Here is a 22103-nt window from a genome sequence, read left to right on the forward strand (position 1 = left end):
GGCCCCTAATTCAGAGGGAACACTCCGCTTTTTTTTAGTCTAAATTTCTTCAATATTCTTTCAAATTCGACCGAAAAGTAAGGCATGGGTATCAACCTGACGTTTGTGCAGATAACCATAATTTCTGCGTTTTCATTTCTTGTATCCGCCTGTTCGATGAACGCATCGTTAAGTCCTGCTATTTCCGAAAACCAAGTCTTTATGAAAGTCAGCGTTGAATCCGGAACTGCCGTGGTTCTGGAAGAAGGCATTGGCCATCAGATCACTTTGGCTATCGACACCCCGTCTGTTCCCGGTATTACTTTGAAGCCGCAAACATTGAGCTGGGAAATTGAAGATGAAGACGGCGATTTTGAAGCCGCTTCGGGAACTCTTATTGTTCAGCCTGGAATTTCATCGGTGAGTTTTATCATTAAAGCTCTTCGCGATAAATATATCGAGAATGACGAAAGTTTTATTCTTAAGTTTGATGGCGATCGTTTTGCGAACTTAGACAGCAATCACATTTCTTTCGTCGTTCAAGATAAAACTCAAAGAGCCAAACTAGTTCCCTCCATGGCGACGATGGAGTTTGGAGCTCGCCTTAAAGACACGGTGGCGGAAAAATCCGTGATCTTTACGAACAGTGGCGATGCGACAGCAGAAAACATCGCCTGGGGCGCCTTGACAGCTCCCTTCGCCTTCAAAGGGGGAACATTCCCCGGTACCGGCGGAAACTGCGGATTGACTCTTGAAGGTCACACGTCTTGTGCCGTTATTATTTCTTACTCGCCGACAGAAGTGAATTCACATGCCCAAGCTTTGACTTGGAACTACTCTAATCCCGATCAGGCAGACAGCGGCGCTTTGAACATTTCGGGTCTTAGCGTTGAAGTCGCTGCGACGTTAGGCGGTCTTCCCGGTAATCCTAGCAACGTGGAAGACCTGAACATCGCCGTTGCCGGTTTCAACGTGACACACTATAAATACAAAGTCGGCGTTAGTGGAACTTTGAACTGTTCTGATGGCTCCGGATACTCAGCTGAAATTCCTATCAGCACGGCGATTAGCGACAGCGTTCTTTCTTTAAGCAATCAAAATCTCAAGGTCTGCGTGGTGGGTAAAGACGCTAACGATTTGTGGCAACCCTATTCGGCGGCAACAAATTATTCTTGGACTTTCGATACGCTGAAACCTTCCGTTGTCGTTGCACAAAAAGCTGGTCAAAGTGACCCAACAAACTCTTTGCCGATTCGTTTCACATTGACCTTCAGTGAGCCTATCGCAGAAAGCACGCTGACAGACGCTGATATTAGTTTTGCGGGTTCCGCAGCGGTTAGTAATCACACGCTCACTAAAATTGACAGCACTCACTATGATCTTACAATTTCTGCGGTCGACAACAACGGTCTGGTTCAACCGGTTGTCAACGCGGACCGTTTTTCAGATTTAGCAGGAAATCTAAATACCGCGTCGACAAGCACGGATAATCAGGTGACTTATGACAACACGGCGCCATTGCTGCCGACGTCCCTTGCTTGGATTCAGACATCTCCGACGAAGGACTCTCCTGTAACTGCAAAATGGACGTTGTCGTCCTCAGGTGACATCGCTGAGCAAAATATTCAATTTTATAAAGATGCGGCCTGTTTGACTCTTGAAGGCAGCGCCATCACCTTAAGTCCTGCAACCAACACCCGTACGTTCACGGGCGCAGACGGAGAAACCTATTCGTACATCGTGACAGTCATTGATACGTCCGGCAATACCTCCGCCTCAACATGTTCGAGCGCGCTTGTGATGGATCGAACCGCACCGGCGGTTTTGGCTTGGTCACCCGCAACAAGCATTCGTTCAAGTCTGCCCGCTTCCGTAACCGTGACTTTCAATGAAGACATGGCGGCAGCCTCCATGGAGAATACAGGCAACTGGGCCGTCGCTTGTTCCGGAACCGGAGTCATTTCTGTCGCCGGTGTTTCCGCGAGCAGTGCGACGTCTGCGACGGTTAATTTGAATATTTCAACAGCGCCAAGCAATGCGGAAACTTGCACGATCACAGCGAAGAACACTTTAACCGATACAGCTGGAAATGCCTTGGCAGCAAGTTCGAGTGTGCAGTATACGCTCGATTTGCCGGGAAATATTGTTTCTGTGACATCTGCAAAAACGAACGGTGCTTATAAAGCCGCCGAAGTCATTCTTATTTCCGTGCAGTTTAGCGAAGTGGTTTCCGTCAATACTACGGGGGGTTCTCCAACACTGCTTTTAGAAACGGGCTCTACGGACCGCGCTGCAAGCTACACTGGCGGCAATGGCACCACGACTTTAACTTTTTCATACACCGTACAACCTGGCGACAACTCGGCGGATCTTGATTATGAATCCGCGAATGCTTTGAGTCTGAACGGTGCTACAATCAAAGATAGCTTTGGCAGTGATATGGGTTTAACTCTGCCGACTCCGAGTGCGACAGGATCTTTGGCTGCGAATAAAAACCTTGTGATCGACACCCAAGCGCCAGAAAGCTTCGCAATTACCGGTATCACAGGCGGCACCGATGTCACTCAAGACGAATGGCTTACGAATGGCAGTGCCGCGACCCTTTCTTGGGGCGTCTCGACAGGCAGCTCTTCATATAAGGTGGAAATCCGCAGCGGCGATGGCTCGGCTTCCGTATGTGCAGAACAAACTGTGGCTTCTTCTCCGTATACATTTACGGGTTGTACACTGACAAACGGAACGCAATACACGGCGCGAGTTTCCGCGCTCGACAGTGTTGGCAATACGACAACAGCGGATAATACGAACTTCCTTTTTACGGTGAACACCTCGGCGGTTATTGCGACGATCACAGGTCAACCGACTGGAAAATCCAACCAGACAACTCTTAACATTGATGTCGCGGGGGCCGACGTTCAGTCTTACCGCTACAAAGTTGGTGCTGCGGCGTCAACGAACTGTGCTGATGTGACAGGATATTCGGCAGACATTTCCTCTGCGACAAACATCACGGATTCTGTAAATGCCTTGGGCAATACAGACATCAAAGTGTGTGTTATCGGTAAAAACTCTGCCAGTGTGGAACAAGCTTTAACGTCGGCGACAAGCGCGACTTGGACACAAGATTTGCTTGCGCCGACATTGACCATCAATCAAAAAGCCGGTCAAGCGGATCCCACTAACACACTTCCCATCGAGTTTACGGTCGTGTTTAGTGAAGCCATCAATCCGAGTTCCTTTACCACGTCTGATATCACGCACACAGGAACGGCTACTGGAATTACTTGGAATTTAACGACATCAGATAATATCACGTGGTCACTGAAGGCGACCGCGATCACAGGCGCTGGGACTATCATCCCGTCCATCGCTCTTAACAAAATGACTGATGTCGCCGGTAATAACAATAGTGCCAGCACAAGCACGGACAATTCGGTTTCTTATGAAACCACCAAACCAAGTTTAACTATCAATCAAAAAGCAGGACAGGTCGATCCGGCCAATGCCCTTCCGATTCATTTCACTCTTGTTTTTTCAGAGGCCATCAATCCGTCAACTCTGACAGTGGCAGATATCTCGCAAGGCGGAACGGCCTCGGGCATTACGTGGGGTTTAACGACCACAGATAACATCACTTGGACTCTTTCCGCATCGGCCGTCACAACCGCGGGTACTTTAATTCCTTCGATTACTGCCGGCAAAGTCAGCGATCCGGCAGGCAATACAAATAACGCGTCGACGGCAACGGACAATAGCGTAACTTATGACATCACGGCTCCTGTGAATGCGACGTCGTTAGTTTGGCAGCAGGCTTCGCCAACGAATACGACGTCACTTGTCGCGCAATGGAGCAAATCGACAAGCACGGACTTAGCATCACAAAAAGTTCGCTTCTATACTGGCGCAAGTTGCAATACCTACACGGGAACAGAAACTTCTGTTTCCAACGCAACGACTTCGGCGAATTTCACCGGCGCCAACGGCAATACTTATACATATGAAATCGTCTCGACGGATTCTGCCGGCAACACAAGTACGTCGGCGTGTTCCGCAGCTGTTGTTATCGACACAACCACCCCAACAATCACAAATGTGACTTCGAATAAAGCAAATGGATCATACACTGTGGGTGAAGTTATCGACGTGCGGGTGACATTCTCTGAAAGTGTCGTGGTTACGGGTACGCCCCTTATCGCCTTAAATACGACACCGGCGCGTTCGGCTTCTTATGCTTCCGGCAGCGGCAGCAGTACGTTGGTTTTCAATTACACCGTACAGGCTACAGACACTGTTGCGGACTTGAATTACGTTGCCACAAATTCTTTGACGGTTGCCTCTGCATCTATCAAAGACAGTGCTTCAAACAACGCGACACTCACCTTGCCTGGTACAGCAGCGGCGGGTTCTCTGGGTACGAATAAAAACATTGTGATTGATACAACGGCGCCGAGTATTACCACGTTCACGGTGACAAACAGTTCTCCGACAAACAGCACTACATTCAACATCACTTCAGCTGTCAGTGGAACTCCGACGCATTATTGTATTATGCAAAATAATACGGCGGTGTCGGCATGTACGTGGACTGCCGGCGCGACTCTGCCCGCGACATTCACGGTCACAACAGTGAATGAAGTTAAAACACTTTATGCGTGGGTGAAGGATGCGGCTGGAAATATCAGCGCGATGGCGAGTTCTGCTTCAATTACTTTTGACAATACTCCGCCGACGGCGACTTTGTCAGGACAGCCTACGGGTTCGAGTGCGAAATACGTGATGAATATCGACGTGGGCGGAAGCGGCGTTGTCGGTTATAAATATAAAATAGGTCCTTCCGCTTCGACCGACTGTACGGTGGCGACGGATTATTCGGCGAGTGAAATTTCCCAAGCCACGAATATAACGGACACTATTTCTTCTTACGCCAATGGCAGTATCAAAGTTTGTGTTGTCGGCAAAGACTCTGCGGGCAATTGGCAGGCTTATGCTTCGGCGACGTCTGCAACATGGACGAAGAATTCTCCGAACATTCAATTCGCTGTGACAACGTCATCGGTGTCCGAGTATAACGATCCGTCACACACGATAGCTGTCAGTATCCCTGCGGCAACAGATGTCGCTGTTTCCGTAAGCTACGCTTACACGAATGGTTCCGCACCTTCAGCGACAATGGGTAATGACTATACGGCTGTAAACGGCAGTGTGACGATTGCCGCCGGAAGCACGTCCGTTAATATCGTTGTCCCTATTTTAGATAACAGCACGGAAGAGTATGACGAGACCTTCAAAATCACATTGAGCTCCCCTGTGGGCGCATATCTTGGAAGTAACACGGTTCATACCGTCACAATCACAGATGACGAACAACCGCCGTTGGTCACAATCCAAGACGTTTACGTTATCGAAGGAACATCGACAAGTTTGAGCGCGACCCTTTCCCACCCGACCGATAAGGGTCCGGTGTCTATTAATTGGACTCGTGACGTTTGTTCCGGCGTGGATTGTGCGACGGCAGGCACTGATTATACAATGGCGGCAACTTCAGGCACGGCTTCTATCCCAAGCGGCAGCACCTCCGGCACATTCGGAAACGTGACAAGTATTGATAATTCCGTCGACGAACTTTACAAACGCATTCCGATTAAAATCACAGGTATCACCGGCGGTACTTCTTATATTTCGAATGCGGATATCATTATTAACGATAACGATGTTCCTGCCGGAAAAGATGCTATCGCTGTTGTCACAGCAGACAACCACACGTGCTCTCTCACCAGTGCCGGCAAAGTTTACTGCTTTGGTTACAATGGGTCAGGACAGCTTGGTTTTGGAAACTACCTTTCAACGTCGACTCCGAAACAGGTTCCTTTAGCTTCAAATGCCGTCAGTATTGCGTCAGGCTATGTGGTGACTTGTGCGGTGTTGGATACAGGAGCGCTTTATTGCTGGGGTGGCGGCGGTCATAGCAACTACCCTGGTGCAGGACTATTGGGTATCGGCTCCACAGCTGCGAGATCCAGCCCTACCCAAGTTGTAGGAATGACTTCCGGTGTGACTGATGTTGGGGTTGGATACATCAACTCTTGCGCTCTGAAAGATGGCGGCATCTATTGCTGGGGTACTAATTTCTATTCTGTATTAGGAGACCCTGCGAGCGTCTCCAGCACGACGGCTCCTGTTTCAATTCCAAGTCTGGCTTCCGGTGTTAGTAAACTCGCCATGGGCTGGGTGCACGCTTGCGCTATTAAAGCCGGTGTTCTTTATTGCTGGGGCCAAAACTTAAACGGCGAAGCTGGTGTGGGTCACAAAAACCCCGTCCATACTCCAACAGCCGTTACAGGCATTGGCACTGTGGTAGATGCCTGGGCGGGACTTTACGGAACGTGTGCGAAGAACAGTGCCAACGATGTTTATTGCTGGGGTAATAATGGCGACTGGCAAATTGTCGACGGAACAAGCGCAGACGTGGCGACTCCGACATTGATGCCTGAGCTTTCAGGCGCGAGCGATATCTATTATGGCTATCATCTCTGTGCTGCCGTCAGCGGAGAACTCAAATGTAAAGGCCGTAACTATTATGGAGAAATGGGTATCAATCTGCCGACTGGAAGCGATATCAATCCGCTCACAACTGTCGTTGGTGCCACGTCAGGAGTTACAAATGTGGCTGGCTCGCATGGCGGTCATACGTGCTTCATTAAATCAGGTCAGACTTATTGCACTGGCAGCTCTGGTTTCGGGCAACTTGGAGAACAACAAATTCTACTGAGTACGGCTCACGTGCTCAGTCCCGATTACACAGGCGCTTCCTCCTTGGCTCTTCAAGATGAACACGGCTGCGGAATTTTCAGTGGCGCCTTAAAGTGTACGGGAGACAACTACTATAACAGAGTCGGGAATCTTCTCGTCGACCGTGTTTACCTCACAACTACGCAAGTAAAAAACCTCACGTCAGGCATCACCAAAGCGCAATTATCTTCCGGCGGAGGATGCGCTCTTGCCGGCAGCACTTTAAACTGTTGGGGTAAAGCCCCCGTTCGTGGTTCAACGGCCACTTCGGGAAATCCCAATATACCGCTCGGATTAAACACAGGTGTGACCGACTTTGCAGTCAGTCAGTATATGGACTTTGCCTGTGCGATTAATGCCGGAAAAATTTATTGCTGGGGTAATAACACGGACTTGTACAGTCTTTTTGACTTGGCTCCAGGGAACTACGTCAACCCTGTAGAAATCACTTCGGCGGGCTCTGACAACGTGAAGGTGACAATAGGTCGTTTGCATGGATGCGTGATTAAGACAGATAAAACAGTTTGGTGTACAGGATATAATGGTTCTGGATCTCTGGGCTTAGGAGACACCGTGAATCGCACCGGTCTCGTTCAAGTTCCCGGCGTCACGAACGTTGATGAACTCATTACGTCGAGCTACGGCACCTGCGCGCGCAGTGGTGCTTCCACGTTGAAGTGTTGGGGACAATACGCCGGGACCGGTTCGGCTAGCAATACTCTTTCACCTTTCGATGTCACAGGCTTTACGAACATCACCGCCATTCGTGGTGGATATCACAGGTTATGCCTGATTGATAACGGTGCTGCTTATTGCTGGGGCTTCAACCGTCAAGATCAATTCGGACGAAACGATTACCTCACGAATGATTATCACTTCGCTCCTGTTGCTTTAACGTCTCTCAATGCGCTGGGAGCTGTGACAGATATTGAGCCTCGAGGAGCCTATGGCCTATGCGGTAAAGTGGGAACAAACTGGTACTGCTCCGGCATGGATGTTTCCGGCCAATTGGGAACGGATAAAAAACCATTCCGCTTGGCCCCGATCTCTGTGGGACCTCTTGTCGATTAATTTTCTATTCAAGAAAGCGCGCCTGTAAAATCGCGCGGCGCTCTTTTGTGAGAGCATATTCCATTTCCAGAAACTTCTCGATCGTACCGTACTTCATTTCCATAGCGTTGAATGCGGACTGCAAAAAATTTTCGTTCGCCGCCATCATGTATTCAAGTTTTGCGTGCGCTTTAGAAGAAAGATGCGCGCCGATTTTTTCAACGAGCTGATCTTTGAAAGGTTTCAGCGTTTTTTCAGTCACCAAGTAATCCTGCACAACCGTGTCTTTGCTAACGCCCAGACTCAATAGTAACAAGGCCGAGCCGACACCGGTACGGTCTTTTCCAACCGCACAGTGCTGAACCAATCCTCCATCTTGAAGGTTCTCCATTTTATGGAATAGAGCGCGATACGCCGGATTTGCAAAGGGCAGTTGGCGATAAAGATCTTCCATAAAATCGTGCGGGAGGACTTCCAGTCTTTCGTTAGAAAAGAAATCGTGAACTGCCGCCGACACTTGATGCGAGTCCGGATTGGCGGGACAACATTCGTAATGAACGCCACTCCATAAAACGTCTTTGTCGTTCTCGGATTCTTTATGGTCGCGATAATCCAAAATATGCGTGACGGAGATGTCTTCAAGACGTTTGCAATCTTCCGCAGTTAATTTTGACAGAGATCCCGAACGAAAGAACTTGCGCATTTTCACGCGTCGCCCGTCCTGGTTTAAATACCCGCCCATATCTCTGAAATTAATTCCGCCTACAAGATTCATGTCGACTCCATTCCTAAAGCCATTCTAACAGAAAAGTTCAGCTCTTCATAAACTTCATCAGATATTCATAATCTTGATGCTGATCAGCGCGCCTTAAAGCTTGAATGTAAGTGTCCCTCTTGTCACCCATCCGTGCTAAATCCGTCTGGCCCCACGAAAAACGAACTCCTTTATGATATTCAACCAAAAGATCCGCGGCCATTCGCGAAAAACGGCCATTGCCATTGGGAAAGGGATGAATCCAGACAAGACGATGATGAAAACGAGCGGCAATTTCGTCGAGAGAAAATGTTTGATGCTGAAGCCAATACTTCACATCTCCCAGAAGAACCGCCAATTCATTTTGAATGATCGCCGGCGCGACGCCGATATTGGTTTGTCTTAAACGAAAGGTCCCTGCCCACTTCCATGTCTCTTCAAACATTTTTTTGTGCAACAGACAAAGACCCGAAACAGAAAGAAGATCCCTCTTTAAAGTTCGACTGGAAAAAGCCCACAGAAGCGCTCGTGCAATTCCTGCGGCTTCGAACTCATCCAGCTCCCCTTGCGTTGTCAGACCTGGAATAAGTCCTTGCAAAGTTTCATCGTCGAGAGGCGTTGCGCCCGGAGGACTTTGGATTTTCACGTTTTGTTCTCCATATTCTACGATCCTCTTTCAAAAGCATTTCATCTGCGAGAGTTTCCACCAACTGTTGTTGCGATTGGCGCGAGGTCTCTTGCGCTTCAAGTCCCATCGTATGTTCGGTGCTGCGAACGATCTCGCGCGCGGCTTTATAAGCTTGCTCTTCCAATGCTTTTTGCAAGCCCTCACCTTTGGGAACTAAAAAGTAAACCAACTCGCAGTTCAAGGCTTCCGCCGTTTGTTGCAAAGTGTGCAGCGTGAGCTTTCCCGCGACTTCATCTTTTTCGATGCGTTCCACACGCTGCTTAATCACACCCAAACGCTCGGCTAAATCCTGCATTGTCATACCCAAAGCCTGACGAATCTCTTTCACCCACCCCAAGCGTGGCGCTTTAATAGCGAAAGGAGCCGCGTTCTGTTTATAGAAGCGGTCCAACTGATGGCGACGAAGTTTTGCTGTTTTTGCACCCACGGGGAACTCCTTATAAGTCTACTTATATGTAGATTTATAATACCATATCGTCTATATATAGATAGACCTTTAGATATAAATTATCTATGTATATATAGACCAAATATGTGGGTTTTTAAGCTCTTTCACTCTTGTGAGCTCGTTATTCAGCATAGAAAACGAGCCCAAAGCTTGTCAAAATAAATATGTAAATTATATGTAAATGATTAAAAAGGTCTAGGTCTTCGCTTCGGTTTTATTTGTATTCGTCGTGAAAACGCCACCACGAGTACATCTCCGTCTGTGGCCACCCTTTTGGCGACTTCTCCCAAAACTCCTGACGTCCATACGGTGTCAGATCCAAAATCGCCCACGGTGTTCCCATATACTCAACGCCACGTCCACCTGTGTAGTACGTGCGATAAACTTTTTTGCCGTCACGAATGAAAACACTCAGAGCATGTTCACGGTTTCCGTCAATGCCAAGGTCTTCGTTAAATGACGTATTCCAACCGGAATACCATGGTGTCGTCCATTTCATGCGTTTCTTATGACGTTGAATGCTTTTGAGCGGAGCATGCGAAATAAAGACAAACGATGTGTTGCGCGCATGCACGTGCGACAAGTGCGGAATATGATCCGCCACGAATGAGCAGCCTTTGCAGAACGTGTCGTCTTTGGGATGATACATGAAGTGATAGACGACCAGCTGCTTACGTCCTTCGAAAAGATCGAGCAAACTCTTCGTTCCTTCAGGTCCTTCAAAGACATACTTTTTCATTTCCATCATCGGAAGGCGACGGCGCAAAGCACTGACACGATCACGCTCGCGGGTGTTTTTCTTTTCTTTCACACGCAGCTTTTCAACCGCAGCACGAAACGCTTTTTCGGAAACGACTTTCGGTAAAGACTTCGTAGCCATACTCTCTCCCTCAAGACGATTGTTATTAAATCTCTAGCGCAAAGGCTGCAGCGCCTTACGTCCGTAGGCAACAAACGCGGCGATCACCGCGACAACAAGCCAATAAACCAAAGGACCTTGATTCGGATCTCCGGAATAAATATGAATAGCGCAGAAGAGCAACATCTCAGCCGCGATACCGGCAGCAGCTATAACCACGCCACGAGAAAACCGTTTGTTAAATGCCGGCAGAACAAGTCCCAAAGCACAGAGAAACTCAAACGCGATCAGCGCCACCCACACACTATGAGGAATCGCAGACAAAGAAGGCACAGCTTGCTCGGAATTGGTAAACTTCCACACCGCTCCGATAGCCGTGTGCACAGCGAGAAGCCATTGAAGAATCCAGAGGAGAACATTCATGCGAACCTCTTTAGGTGGGCTTTTCTAAGATGGTCTGCGCGACTGGATTTGAACCAGCGACCTCTTGCACCCCAAGCAAGTGCTCTACCAAGCTGAGCCACGCGCAGATTTCTATGAAAAGCTTATAAGCGAGACTGCGTCTGCGCAATATGTGATGCGAGACACAACTTTAAGTTCGATCGACGCGGGGTCATTTCGATTTCGGAATGACCTCACCCTATTTTTTAAGTGAAGACGAATTGAACATTGTTATGACGCCATTTAGACTGGGCCGGTGAAAATATTCTTCCTCTTATTCTTCTTGTGGAACGTTCAAGTTTTTGCGCAGGGAAAACCCCTCGTTATAGGACTTCCCTATCAGGTGAAACGGATCACCGCCGTTGTCGAATATCAGTCTTTTATCGCCGACAGCTTGAAGGATGCAGGCTTTGACATGCGAACGAAAATCACCACGGTGCAAGTGCCTTACGAGCACCTCGTTGCAGGAGAATTGGATGGCGTTCTTTACGATGATCTTGGCATCAAAGAAGGGCGCAAGAATACGGTTTCCACTTCTTTTCCCATTATCAAAACACGAAGCCGTTATTTTTATCTCAAAGACAACCCGAAGTTTAAAAAACGTGACTTTTCTGACCGCCACATGGCTTCACTTAAGGGCTGCATCTCAACAGCGAACAAAACCATCGAAGCCGAAGCTCTGCGCAGAAAGCTTTCGTTTATCAACGCCAACAATCCCTATCAAAATGTCACGGCGGTCCTTGAAGGTCAGGCCGACTATTTTATTGCGGTGGAGGAAGTCGGCAAGAGCGCCGTCGCCGCTCACCCGCTTGCAAAAGATAAATTCGCTTTCAGCGACGTGGTTTTTACAGAGCTTCCTCTGTATCTGACCCTTCACAAAAAATTTCACAAAGACATGCCACGCATCGAAGAGGCTCTAAAGAAACGCTTGCGCGGAGATCTCAGCAAGTATCCGCTGATCTCCGACAACCTTAATAAAAATCCGTAAATGTAAGACGAGAAAAAGAAGTCCGCGCTGCTATTTAAACAGAGCGCGGACACGGCGAATATCCATGATCAAGTCTTCTACAGATTCATTGATATTCTCAAGTTTATGAATCACATGGCTCATGTCTTTTTCTTTGCGCACATGAGCTTTCAATTCTTTCATCGCATTTCTTGCGCCTTCGATCGAAAAACGATCACGGTGCAAAAGTTTACGAATCAAGAGAGCGTTCTCAACATCCTTGCGTGTGTACATACGCTGATTATTGGAAGCTTTTTTTGGACGAAGGATTTCAAACTCAGTTTCCCAGTAACGGAGAACGTATTGTTTGATGCCGAGAATTTCAGCCACATCACCGATTTTAAATCCCATTTTATCCGGGATTTGTTTGATCTCTTCCAAAAGTTTGTCATCACAAAGCATCGCAGGAATTGAGATCGGCGCTGATGCCATCACTGACATCGCTTCCTCTTCGACAAAGTCGATGTGCTGATCACCCAGAGACAGCTCCGAGCTTTCAACCTCTAGGACTTCAGGAGACTCATTCGTTATCATCGTAGTCATCATCATCATCCTCATCATCGGTTAAGTGAGCGTACTCTTCACCGTTCAACATCGCTTTCAAAACTTGCGAAGGTCTGAACGTCAAAACACGACGAGCGGAGATTTTGATTTGCTCCCCTGTTTGTGGATTGCGACCGATTCTCTCGTTCTTTCCACGCACAACGAAGTTACCAAAACCAGAAATCTTAACTTTTTCACCGTTTTGCAGAACATCCTTCAAGGTGTCGAAGCAAAGCTCCACAAGTTCGGAAGCTTCTTTCTTCGAGAAACCGATTTTCTGATAAACGTTCTCGACGATGTCGGCCTTAGTCACTGTTGATTTACCTAAGTTTTGGCCTGCCATAATTAAATATCCACTCCGTAGTTATTAAACTTCTCTTAAAAAGGTTAACAAGTTACTGATAACAATCAAGAATTTATCTCACATGGAGATCAAAATTCTTCTTCAAGCTCTCAAGCACCTTGTTCGTCACCTCTGAAATCTGCGCTTCTTGCAGTGTGGCATTCTTATCCTGAAGCCACAAACGAATCGCCACAGATTTCTTCCCTGCTTCCATTTTCTCCCCTTCGTAAAGGTCGAAAACATCCACATTCATCAACAAAGCTCCTGCTGCCTTACGAATATCCTTCAAGACATCGCCGACTTTCAAAGTCTTCGGCATCACGAAAGCGAAATCACGCTCCACCACTGGGAACTTCGAAACGCTCTGAATGCGGTACGGACGAGGTTGACCTTTGTAAAGCTGATCCAAATCAAGCTCTGCTAATGCCGCAGGTACACGGATCTTGTTATCATCCAAAAGAATCGGATGCAGAGAACCGATGAAACCCACTTTTTTACCTTCAACCAAAAGCTGAGCATATTGGCCTTGGTGCAAGAACGCCGGAACCTCAGCCTTATTTGCTGGAGTCACCCATGTATATGCAGAGATATTGAGGTTCTTCAATAAAACTTCAACTGCCGCTTTAAGTTCATACACGATGGGATATTCCAAAGACTTATTCCAAAGATTGGAAGAACGCCCCCAAAGAGCCATCGCCAAACGGCTATTTTCGCCGTAACCGCCGTCTTCTTTAACGAAGAACGTGTTACCGATTTCATACAAGCGGCCTTGCATGTTTCCGTAGTGGAAGTTCGTGTTCAGGTTTTTGAAAAGACCGAAGCTCAAAGACGAACGCATCACATCCATCTCTTCATTCAAAGGATTCATGATGCGAATCTCTTTTTCTGAAGACGTCAAGCCTGCGGCTTTCAATGTCTCGTAAGGACCCAAGAAAGCCTTTTCCGCTTTCGACCCCACGAAGGCAAAGTTGAAGGCTTGCTGGAAACCTTCCGCACGCATCAATTCGCTCGTTGAAAGATTGAGCATGAAGCTCTTGTCGTGATGTGACGGCATGTTTTTGAAAACAGGCAAAGACTCGGGAATATGCTCGTAACCATTCAGGCGCGCGTACTCCTCCACTAAATCCATGTCTTGTTCCAGGTCAAAACGGAACGTCGGAGGAAGAACTTTGTAAGTCTCTCCGCTTTTTTCGATCTGACAACCCAGACGTTTCATGAAGTCGACAAACTTGTGTTCTTCCGCCGGGTAACCCAAACGGTCTGTGATGGTTTGCACGGACAACGTGATCGTGCTTTTTTTCACAGGATTCGGATAGAAGTCATGGTGATCGCCATAAGCTTCCCCGCCGGCAACGTCCAAGATCACTTGCGTTGCGCGGTTCAAACCGCGAAGTGCCCCATCTGGATCCACACCGCGAGAGAATCTGTAAGCAGAATCCGTATCAATACCGTGAGAACGCGATGTTTTACGCGCACTCATCGGCAAGAAGTAAGCTGCTTCAAGGAAAACGTCGACTGTCGTGTCTGTCACGCCCGAGTTTTTTCCACCGACAACGCCCGCCAAACACACCGGGTGATTTGCATCACGAATCGTGAGTTCTTCACCGTTCAATGTGATTTCGGAGCCATCCAAGGTGACGAACTTTTCGCCCGCTGTTGCACGGTCTACGATGATTTTTTTACCCGCAATGAAAGCCGCATCGAAAGCATGCAGAGGCTGACCCAATTCCATCATCACGTAGTTTGTCGCATCGACGATGTTGTTGATAGAGTTCAAGCCGACGCTTTCAAGACGGTGTTTCAACCACTCTGGAGAAGGCCCGACCTTCACGCCTTTGATAAAGCGACCCGTATAACGAGGACACAAATCAAAAGACTTCACTTCAAGAGCGATTTCGCTCTTCGTGGATTGCGCGGAAGTTTTTGGTTCTGCTTTCGGCGCTTTTAATTCTTTACCGAAAAGACAAGCGACTTCACGAGCCAAACCGTAGTGACTCAAGCAGTCCGCGCGATTCGGCGTCACCTTCAATTCGAAAGTGATATCATCGTAACCGCCGTACTCTGCAAAAGGTTTTCCGACAGGAGCATCGCCCGGCAAAATTGCGATACCTTCGGATTCTTTCGCCAAGCCGAGTTCTTTGTAAGAGCACAGCATGCCGGCAGAATCCACACCGCGAACCGCCGATTTTTTAATCGCAAAATTTCCTGGAAGAACAGCACCAGGAAGAGCCACGATCACGCGGTCCCCCGCTTTGTGATTTTGTGCGCCACACACGATTTGATGAACAACGCCTTCGCCCGTGGAAACACGGCACAAAGACAGCTTATCCGCATTCGGATGTTTGTCTTTTTCAAGGATGTGACCAATCACCACGTGATTGAAATCTTTCGCGCGATTGGTGATTTCCTCCACCTCCAGGCCTGCGCGAGTTAATGCCTCAGCAAGCTCTTCCGGCTTTTGGAAAAACTCTGCCACGTCCACATAATCTTGGAGCCATTTTAAACTGATCTTCATTTTACAAACTGCCTTAAGAATCTCACGTCATTTTCAGGGAACAAACGAATGTCTTCGATACCGTACTTGATGATCGCCATACGCTCGACGCCGAAACCGAAGGCGAAACCTTGCCATTTTGGATATTCGATTTTCGCCGCTTGGAATACTTTCGGATTCACAAGACCGCAACCGCCGATTTCAATCCAACCTGTTTGCTTGCATAGACTGCAGCCCTTGCCTTTACAGATCGGGCACGAGCAATCCACTTCCGCAGAAGGCTCTGTGAATGGGAAGAAGCTGGGACGGAAACGTGTTTTCAAACCTGGGCCGAAGAACTCACGCACGAAGAAACTGATTGTGCCTTTGAGATCTGCCATGGAAACTTTCTCATCCACGCAAAGCGCCTCAATCTGATGGAAGTTCGGAAGATGCGAAATATCGCTGTCACAACGGAACACAGGGCCCGTGCCCACCACGCGCAACGGAAGCGATTCCGTTTCCAAAGAGTGAATTTGAATCGGCGACGTGTGCGTTCTTAAAACGTGCGACTTGTCGATAAAGAATGTGTCTTGCATATCACGCGCAGGATGATCTGCCGGAATATTCAAGGCTTCGAAGTTGTAGTAATCTTTTTCGATGAGCGGTCCCGTGCGAACGCTGTATCCCAGACGCGACATCACTTTGAAAATCTCCTCCACCACGATATTCACCGGGTGCGGAGAGCCTTTCGGTTGAGAAAACGCCGGAAGAGTCATATCGATCTCTTCAGCAGCCATCTTCGCGGAGATCTCTTTTTTCTTCAGATTTTCTTCTGCTTCCGTGTAAGCCGCCTCAAGAAGCTGCTTCACTTCGTTGACCTTTTTACCAAAAAGAGGTTTTTCCTCTTTCGGTAAAGAAGCCATTTCTTTCATAATTTCAGTCAAAGAACCGCTCTTCCCGAGGTATTGAACCTTGAGATCGTAGAGGTCTTTGGAGCTGGGAGCCGCTTTAAACGCTGCCAGCGCTGCATCTTTAATGGAATCAAGTTTGGTCGTCGACATAGGTCCCCATAATCCCCCCAGAGCCCCGTATTTTCAAGCATTTAGCTTTTACACACGGCGCAGAAAAGGCTTGAGATTGTGGGGCTTTGGCTCTATCTTCCTTCGACCCTATGGCTCATAAGAATAAGTCCAACTACAGCCCCTATAAAGCCCGCCAAGAAGCTCGTCACAAAGCTCAGGGCGGAGTTAAAGCTCCGACAGCACCGCAAATGGGTCGCCATAAGAAGCCTGAGGTCATTTATGATCTCAATGAGGCCAACGATCGCCTTGCCGACGTTTTTAGAAATCACGACTTTGATTTGGTCAATCACGAGCAACGCAAGCAATTGGCGCACTTTTACCGCCTTTTGATGCTGAATCAGGAAAAAGAGAATTTCACTCGCCTCCTCAAACTGCGTGATATCGCGATCAAACACTTTATCGACAGCATCATCATCACAAAGTACACAAAGCTGCAGTTTCCTCTTTTGGACGTGGGCACAGGCCCCGGCTTTCCAGGAATTCCATTGAAAGTCATGTTCCCGAAAGAAAAAATTCTTTTGGGCGAAGGCGTGCAACGTCGCGTGGAGTTTTTAAAACACGTGCGCACAGAAATGGGCCTTGAAAATCTCGACATCCTCGGTCGCAATATCAACAAACACTGTGTGTATCCCGTCAACGGCGCGATCACTCGCGCGGTTGAAGACATCGGCAACACTCTGGGGAACGTCATCAGTTGTCTGCAAATCGGCGGTCGCGTTTATTTTATGAAAGGCCCCGGTGTCGATCCCGAAATCGCAGCCGCAAAAGAAGACTGGTCGGAGTATTATAAACTTGTCGAAGACGTGTCTTACACTTTGCCGCACACTCCTCACGAGCGCCGCCTGGTCGTCTATGAAAAGATCAAACACATGCCGTTGCCTGAAGAGGACGAAGGCGAAGAGCTTTTGATGGACGAACTTTCGAGCGACGAAAAAAGAAGATGGAAGGACGTTAAGCCGTGATCGAAATCTCCTCTAAAACGAACGATCATTTCAAACGCTGGTCTGATTTGTCTTCAGCCCGTGGAATTAAAAAGCACGGAGAATTTATTTTGATGGGAGAAAAACTCATCGAAGAGTTCTTGGAAAATCCACAATTCAAAATCAAAGCGGAAATCGTGCATGAAGATCTGCGTCCTGTGACTTCTTCTGCCGCCTCTTTAAAGGGTCAACGTATTCCCGTGTTCAAGCTTCCGAAGGCTTTGTTTAACGAGATCGACGTTGTCGGCACACACTACAATCTTTTGGTTCTTGAGCCTCGAGACATCGCGGCTTTACCCGAAAAACCCGCTTTGGGTTTGGAAGTTCTGTCACCGCTTGGAGATCCTGGAAATCTCGGCGCATTGGCCCGTTCTGCGTTGGCCTTTGGCGCGAGCAAAATGATTTTAACGGAGGAAAGCTGCAATCCTTACCACCCGAAGGCGATCAAAGCCTCGGCGGGCGCGTTGTTGAAGCTGCCGCTTTATCGTGTGGGCAAGTTTTCTGATTTTGTGGCAGGCAACGAAGACATTTACGCCCTCGACATGAAAGGCGAAAATGTCGCAACCTTCAAATGGCCGAAAAACATTCGTCTTGCTATCGGCGAAGAGGGCCCGGGCTTTAGCGGCCTTAAGGGTCTCAAAAAACTTTCCGTGCACACGCAAAGTGTTGAGTCCCTCAATGCCACTGTCGCTGCGAGCATTGCCTTATTTAGTTACTCTTGCTCCGTTAAATAAACGCGATATCAATACCGCAAAAGCGATCTGCTAAGCGCCGCCGTAGTGATTGTCAAACTCACAAGCCGTTCCGCATCTGTACCAGCCGCTGCGCCCGTGGCACCAACGCGGGACTGGCTTATAAGCTGGCGGGCATTGCACGCCTTTTGAATCACAATACTTTCCGTATGGAGCCACGCTATTCGGCTGTGGGGCCTCGCCACAATGGCGATGCAGAGGCTGAATAATATAACTCTCTTCGCTCGTTGCAAAAGGCTCCGCGAAACCTGCCGACGCAAACATCATGATAGTCAGCATAACAATAGAAATGATTGTCTTCATAATCCCTCCTGAAGATGGTCTTTAAGAAGGACGATAAGATCAGTTCGTGACGAACTCTATGAAAGATCCGCGCGGGTGCTACATTACACCGCGAGATTTCAATTCCCGAATTTTCATTGAGGGAACATCAAAGTTCCATATAGTGACGACGTACTTTGGGAGAAAGTTTTTCCAAAGAGTAGCGCAACATCGTGCGCGGCATGCTCGTCGCGTTTTTATCCAGAAAACGCAAAAGATCTTTTTCGCTTACTCGACTTCCCACTTCACGCAGCATCCATCCTGTCGCTTTATGAATAAGATCGTGCTTATCGTTTAGAAGAACTTTTGCAAGACGCAAGGTCTCTCGAGATTCGCCTTTTTTGATATAGTGAAAAGTCGCCATGATCGCAATCCGGCGATCCCAGATGCTTTTCGAGAGCACGAGTTTATTCAGAATCTTCCTGTCGCGCGTGAATGTAAACGCGCCGACGATATATTCCGCCGAGGAATCCACCAAATCCCAGTTGTTCACATACTTGGAATTTTTTAAATAGAACTTATAGATTTTTGTCTGCTCTTCTTCCGTCGCCTTCGCAAAGCGGTTTGCCAGGATGATGACAGCGATCAATCGCTCTTCGTGGATTTTCGATTTTATTAAAGTCTGCAACTCATTAAACGAAAGCGGCAGATATTTTTTCGCGAGGGCGCGGGACTGAGGCACACTGAGTCCCAAGAAAATATCTCCCTCGCCGTACTCGCCTTTGCCAGTCTTAAAAAACCGCAGCATGACTTCGGCACGCTCCGGGTTCGTCGCTTTTCGAACGTCTCTCTGCAATTCTTTAATCATAGAAAAATACTAAAAGGTTCCTTTTAGCAAGGGATGAGTTTGTTGAGGGTTTCTTGCGGGGGTTCGTGATCCCACAAAGACAGGACATAGCCGCCGCCGCCAGAGCCTGTTGGCTTTACTGCCAATGCGCCTTGTTCGCGCAGCCATTCGATGTGTTTTGCGGGGGCTCCTTCGTTAAGGCCCCATTGCTCGAAACACTGTCCCGCTAAATCGATGGCTTCGGCTAAAACAGACAAACCTTCTTTGGCATCCATTTGTAATGCGCGCTCGGCGATTTCGACAGCTTTCGCCATTTTTGTATCGATCTTTTCACCCAAGCTTGGATTTTTAAGAATCAAATCTTTGACCTTGTTCACAGCGTCCACCGTCACACCGCGCTTGCCAGAGTAAGAGATATACCACTGCGGTTTCCACGCGGTTTTAAGAGGTTTTCTGGCACCGTTGCGAATGAAGTAAAGACCTTCTCCGGAAAGAGCGACAGCGATATCCACACCGCTGCTTTCACCATGGAAGAGATTTTCCAGGTCGCGGGCGAATTCGTAAAAGTCCGCCTCGTTCACGTAACCCAGATGTCCCAACCAGCGAGTTAAAGCCACGCAAAGAGCGGCCGAAGCGCCCATGCCTGCACCGACGGGAATAGAGGACTCTAACAACAAAGTGCCCTTTAATTCTGAACGAGAGATTTTTTTTATCTCGCAGGCTTTCTCTAGAACACCCCAAACGAGGAGCTGCAAGTCTTTGCCGTGATCACCGACTAAACGAAGCTCTAAAGGCTGCTCGCCTTTCGCATAGCTGAGTTCAAGATTGCGAGATTGAATGGGAAACACAAGTGCAGGAACACCACGAAGAACCGCGTGCTCCCCCGCTAAAATCCATTTCCCAAAAGACTTACAAGTGAAATCAATGGACATTTTCTTTTACACCTTCAAAAGCCAACACCTTGAAATCTTTTTTGAAGTGCTCTCGATACGTTTCAAAAGATTTTTTCTGATCGTGACGGAAAAGCATATGCACGTTCGCACCGGCATCCATTGTCACTAAAGGACCGTCTTGCCATTTCTGCCAGAAACTTTGGCAATCCGCTAAAACTTTTTTGGAGTTTTCAGTCATATAGCTGAATGCCGGATGGCTTGTTTCGAATAAACGGTGCATGTCGATAAACTCATCCCAGACAATTTGGCGCGCCATATGCCAGTCATTGAAACGCAAAGCATGCACAAGATCTTTTAAGCGAAGTTCGGCACGATCAGGGCGCCCGTGGAAACGCGGACTTGTCGTGACAAGTTTATGCGCATCCGAGCTGGAAACCTCTTTTTTTGAATCTTCAACAACAACCACAATGTGATGCAAATGCTCCCAGGGTAACGCCATAGGTTCTGCGTATTCGTGTTGCCACAAAGCCCACGGCGTAAACAATGAGCGGCAAGAAGAACCCGATCCCTGACGAGAAAGTTCTGACAAAGTTTTTTTATCTTCGCCCCAAGGTTGCGGATTGATTCTTTGAAACATCTCCGCCGCCGCCAAAGTCAAAGCTGCGAAACTCGAAGCCGAACTTGCAAGTCCACAGTCCGACGGAAAATTATTCGCGGACTCAACAAGAAAGGACTTTTGCACGCCCCATTTCATTTTCAAAGTCGCCAAGTGTTTCAAAAATCTTTGCTGGCCTTTTTCAGAGAGGTCAATTTTTTCAAGCCCCTCTTGTAGCAACGGCTTCCACTGATCTTGAGTTCCTTCGATTTCAGTCAAACGAACGAACGTGCGCAGATTTTCAAGTGTATAAGACAAAGATCCATTCGTCGGTTTGTTGCCTGAACCTTCGATCTTTCCCATATATTTAATAAGCGCAATATTAGATGGAGCTGAAACTAAAACCTGATTCATAACGTTCCTCGAATCTGAAGTCCCTGAGAGATTTTTTCGGAAGAAGAAATAATAGAAAGACGACGGTCCGCACAGAACTGGTCCATGCCAGAGATCTGATGTTTGTCCAAAACAACCATCACCACATCCGCGCCGAGAGCGCCGCACCCTTTGACCGCTTTGACCCCGTGAACCTGCTTGATCTCTTCAATAAGCTGCAAGGTTTCCGCACACGTGAAATGGAGCTGCTTTAATACCGCGGCGTAGGCCTCAACACCTTCGACAAAACGCTCTTCGTTTTGGTAATCAAAAGAGCTCTTGATCAAAGCAAAGGCTTTTTCCAACTCGGCAGAATCAAAGCGCGCAAGAGTTTTAAGATGCTCGTGAGTCGGAACTTTATTGCCCGTGTGGATAAGATAAAATTCGAGGTTTTCAAAGGGCCAACCCTTAATAGAAATCAAACCCTGGCGTTTTTCAAAGAACGTCAAAGAGCCCTTGAGCTGCCCAACGAGATCTGCACCACTAGGGCGCACACCAACACCAGTCCATGCCACTTCGTAATAAGCATCCAAGAGATGTTTAAAGTCGAGAAGCTTTTCCATATCTTGATGATGAGCTTCTTTGTAAAGCCAAAGTGCATACACCGCCAGAAATTGCGCCGTGGAAGCGCCAAAGCCGCCTTTGCCGGAATAAGGATCACGGAAGGTCAAATCGAATTGAGAAAAGTACTCCGGATACTTGCGAATAAAAAGACCCGCCGGAGAATCAGGATGAATACTGCCTTGACCACCATGTCCTTTTGTCACTTCCAGTTCAAAACAAGGCTGGGACAAAAAGACAAGAGTTGGCCCTCCGTGAAGAGCCAAGTACTCACCTGCTAAGAATGTTTTTCCGGGAACAGAAAAAACCAAAGACATGGTCTTT

Annotated in this window: 18 protein-coding genes and 1 tRNA gene; 4 read left to right on the plus strand and 15 right to left on the minus strand. The window is 47.9% G+C overall.

Annotated elements, in window-relative coordinates; all coding sequences use genetic code 11:
- Positions 1-156 precede the first annotated feature (156 nt).
- On the plus strand, positions 157-7839 hold the full coding sequence (locus QJS83_RS15505) for a Calx-beta domain-containing protein (protein WP_284606199.1): 7683 nt from the start codon (positions 157-159) through the stop codon (positions 7837-7839).
- Positions 7840-7843: 4 nt separating this feature from the next.
- On the opposite strand, the gene QJS83_RS15510 is transcribed toward QJS83_RS15505, so the two are convergent.
- The 6 genes from QJS83_RS15510 to QJS83_RS15535 all read right to left on the minus strand — a co-directional run bounded on the left by QJS83_RS15510 (position 7844) and on the right by QJS83_RS15535 (position 11097).
- On the minus strand, positions 7844-8593 hold the full coding sequence (locus QJS83_RS15510) for a tyrosine-protein phosphatase (protein ID WP_284606201.1): 750 nt from the start codon (positions 8591-8593) through the stop codon (positions 7844-7846).
- 37 nt (positions 8594-8630) lie between these two features.
- The gene (locus QJS83_RS15515; RefSeq protein ID WP_284606203.1) at positions 8631-9218 is read right to left on the minus strand and encodes a mobile mystery protein B; all 588 of its coding nucleotides are present in this window, start codon (positions 9216-9218) and stop codon (positions 8631-8633) included.
- Positions 9175-9687: a mobile mystery protein A gene (locus QJS83_RS15520; RefSeq protein ID WP_284606205.1), complete on the minus strand. Its 513-nt coding sequence runs from the start codon at positions 9685-9687 to the stop codon at positions 9175-9177. Before QJS83_RS15520 ends, QJS83_RS15515 begins: the two co-directional genes overlap by 44 nt.
- A gap of 235 nt (positions 9688-9922) precedes the next feature.
- On the minus strand, positions 9923-10588 hold the full coding sequence (locus QJS83_RS15525) for a DUF899 domain-containing protein (RefSeq protein ID WP_284606207.1): 666 nt from the start codon (positions 10586-10588) through the stop codon (positions 9923-9925).
- 33 nt (positions 10589-10621) lie between these two features.
- On the minus strand, positions 10622-10990 hold the full coding sequence (locus tag QJS83_RS15530) for a DoxX family protein (RefSeq protein ID WP_284606209.1): 369 nt from the start codon (positions 10988-10990) through the stop codon (positions 10622-10624).
- Positions 10991-11020: 30 nt separating this feature from the next.
- Positions 11021-11097 (minus strand) — tRNA-Pro (locus QJS83_RS15535).
- A 167-nt stretch (positions 11098-11264) separates the two neighbouring features.
- Between QJS83_RS15535 and QJS83_RS15540 the strand changes: the two genes are divergently transcribed.
- Complete coding sequence (locus QJS83_RS15540; RefSeq protein WP_284606210.1) at positions 11265-11996, plus strand: type 2 periplasmic-binding domain-containing protein; 732 nt, start codon at positions 11265-11267, stop codon at positions 11994-11996.
- A gap of 30 nt (positions 11997-12026) precedes the next feature.
- On the opposite strand, the gene QJS83_RS15545 is transcribed toward QJS83_RS15540, so the two are convergent.
- The 4 genes from QJS83_RS15545 to pheS all read right to left on the minus strand — a co-directional run bounded on the left by QJS83_RS15545 (position 12027) and on the right by pheS (position 16437).
- Positions 12027-12566, minus strand: a complete 540-nt coding sequence (locus tag QJS83_RS15545) for a MerR family transcriptional regulator (RefSeq protein WP_284606212.1) — start codon at positions 12564-12566, stop codon at positions 12027-12029.
- A complete protein-coding gene (locus QJS83_RS15550; RefSeq protein WP_350159297.1) occupies positions 12535-12870 on the minus strand; it encodes an integration host factor subunit alpha in 336 nt (111 codons plus the stop codon). Before QJS83_RS15550 ends, QJS83_RS15545 begins: the two co-directional genes overlap by 32 nt.
- 103 nt (positions 12871-12973) lie before the next feature.
- A complete protein-coding gene (pheT, locus tag QJS83_RS15555; RefSeq protein ID WP_284606215.1) occupies positions 12974-15415 on the minus strand; it encodes a phenylalanine--tRNA ligase subunit beta in 2442 nt (813 codons plus the stop codon).
- Positions 15412-16437, minus strand: a complete 1026-nt coding sequence (gene pheS / locus QJS83_RS15560) for a phenylalanine--tRNA ligase subunit alpha (RefSeq protein WP_284606217.1) — start codon at positions 16435-16437, stop codon at positions 15412-15414. Before pheS ends, pheT begins: the two co-directional genes overlap by 4 nt.
- 110 nt (positions 16438-16547) lie before the next feature.
- Between pheS and QJS83_RS15565 the strand changes: the two genes are divergently transcribed.
- Together QJS83_RS15565 and QJS83_RS15570 are read left to right on the plus strand one after the other, a co-directional pair.
- Positions 16548-17420, plus strand: coding sequence for a 16S rRNA (guanine(527)-N(7))-methyltransferase RsmG (locus QJS83_RS15565; protein ID WP_284606219.1), 873 nt, complete (start codon positions 16548-16550; stop codon positions 17418-17420).
- Complete coding sequence (locus tag QJS83_RS15570) at positions 17417-18172, plus strand: TrmH family RNA methyltransferase (RefSeq protein WP_284606221.1); 756 nt, start codon at positions 17417-17419, stop codon at positions 18170-18172. The genes QJS83_RS15565 and QJS83_RS15570 overlap by 4 nt, the downstream gene beginning before the upstream one ends.
- Positions 18173-18202: 30 nt before the next feature.
- Here the strand turns inward: QJS83_RS15570 and QJS83_RS15575 are convergent, their stop codons facing one another.
- The 5 genes from QJS83_RS15575 to QJS83_RS15595 form a co-directional block, all read right to left on the minus strand.
- Positions 18203-18493: a hypothetical protein gene (locus tag QJS83_RS15575; RefSeq protein WP_284606223.1), complete on the minus strand. Its 291-nt coding sequence runs from the start codon at positions 18491-18493 to the stop codon at positions 18203-18205.
- A gap of 127 nt (positions 18494-18620) precedes the next feature.
- Positions 18621-19319 carry a DNA alkylation repair protein gene (locus QJS83_RS15580; protein ID WP_284606224.1) on the minus strand — a complete coding sequence of 233 codons (699 nt, stop codon included), beginning with the start codon at positions 19317-19319 and terminating at the stop codon, positions 18621-18623.
- A 23-nt stretch (positions 19320-19342) separates the two neighbouring features.
- Positions 19343-20230, minus strand: coding sequence for a mevalonate kinase family protein (locus QJS83_RS15585; protein WP_284606226.1), 888 nt, complete (start codon positions 20228-20230; stop codon positions 19343-19345).
- Positions 20220-21200: a diphosphomevalonate decarboxylase gene (gene mvaD / locus QJS83_RS15590; RefSeq protein WP_284606228.1), complete on the minus strand. Its 981-nt coding sequence runs from the start codon at positions 21198-21200 to the stop codon at positions 20220-20222. Before mvaD ends, QJS83_RS15585 begins: the two co-directional genes overlap by 11 nt.
- Entirely contained in the window at positions 21197-22096 is a 900-nt protein-coding gene (locus tag QJS83_RS15595; protein WP_284606230.1) for a hypothetical protein, read from the minus strand. Before QJS83_RS15595 ends, mvaD begins: the two co-directional genes overlap by 4 nt.
- Positions 22097-22103 lie beyond the last annotated feature (7 nt).

It is taken from the genome of Bdellovibrio sp. 22V, from assembly GCF_030169785.1.
In the GTDB taxonomy this organism is placed as follows: domain Bacteria; phylum Bdellovibrionota; class Bdellovibrionia; order Bdellovibrionales; family Bdellovibrionaceae; genus Bdellovibrio.

What these genes read in the sequence shown, in the direction of transcription:
- QJS83_RS15505 (WP_284606199.1), top strand. Translation starts at nt 157, where the DNA reads ATGAACGCATCGTTAAGTCCTGCTATTTCCGAAAACCAAGTCTTTATG.
- QJS83_RS15510 (WP_284606201.1), bottom strand. Translation starts at nt 8,593, where the DNA reads ATGAATCTTGTAGGCGGAATTAATTTCAGAGATATGGGCGGGTATTTA.
- QJS83_RS15525 (WP_284606207.1), bottom strand. Translation starts at nt 10,588, where the DNA reads ATGGCTACGAAGTCTTTACCGAAAGTCGTTTCCGAAAAAGCGTTTCGT.
- QJS83_RS15530 (WP_284606209.1), bottom strand. Translation starts at nt 10,990, where the DNA reads ATGAATGTTCTCCTCTGGATTCTTCAATGGCTTCTCGCTGTGCACACG.
- QJS83_RS15545 (WP_284606212.1), bottom strand. Translation starts at nt 12,566, where the DNA reads ATGATGATGATGACTACGATGATAACGAATGAGTCTCCTGAAGTCCTA.
- pheT (WP_284606215.1), bottom strand. Translation starts at nt 15,415, where the DNA reads ATGAAGATCAGTTTAAAATGGCTCCAAGATTATGTGGACGTGGCAGAG.
- pheS (WP_284606217.1), bottom strand. Translation starts at nt 16,437, where the DNA reads ATGTCGACGACCAAACTTGATTCCATTAAAGATGCAGCGCTGGCAGCG.
- QJS83_RS15565 (WP_284606219.1), top strand. Translation starts at nt 16,548, where the DNA reads ATGGCTCATAAGAATAAGTCCAACTACAGCCCCTATAAAGCCCGCCAA.
- QJS83_RS15575 (WP_284606223.1), bottom strand. Translation starts at nt 18,493, where the DNA reads ATGAAGACAATCATTTCTATTGTTATGCTGACTATCATGATGTTTGCG.
- QJS83_RS15580 (WP_284606224.1), bottom strand. Translation starts at nt 19,319, where the DNA reads ATGATTAAAGAATTGCAGAGAGACGTTCGAAAAGCGACGAACCCGGAG.
- QJS83_RS15585 (WP_284606226.1), bottom strand. Translation starts at nt 20,230, where the DNA reads ATGTCCATTGATTTCACTTGTAAGTCTTTTGGGAAATGGATTTTAGCG.
- mvaD (WP_284606228.1), bottom strand. Translation starts at nt 21,200, where the DNA reads ATGAATCAGGTTTTAGTTTCAGCTCCATCTAATATTGCGCTTATTAAA.
- QJS83_RS15595 (WP_284606230.1), bottom strand. Translation starts at nt 22,096, where the DNA reads ATGTCTTTGGTTTTTTCTGTTCCCGGAAAAACATTCTTAGCAGGTGAG.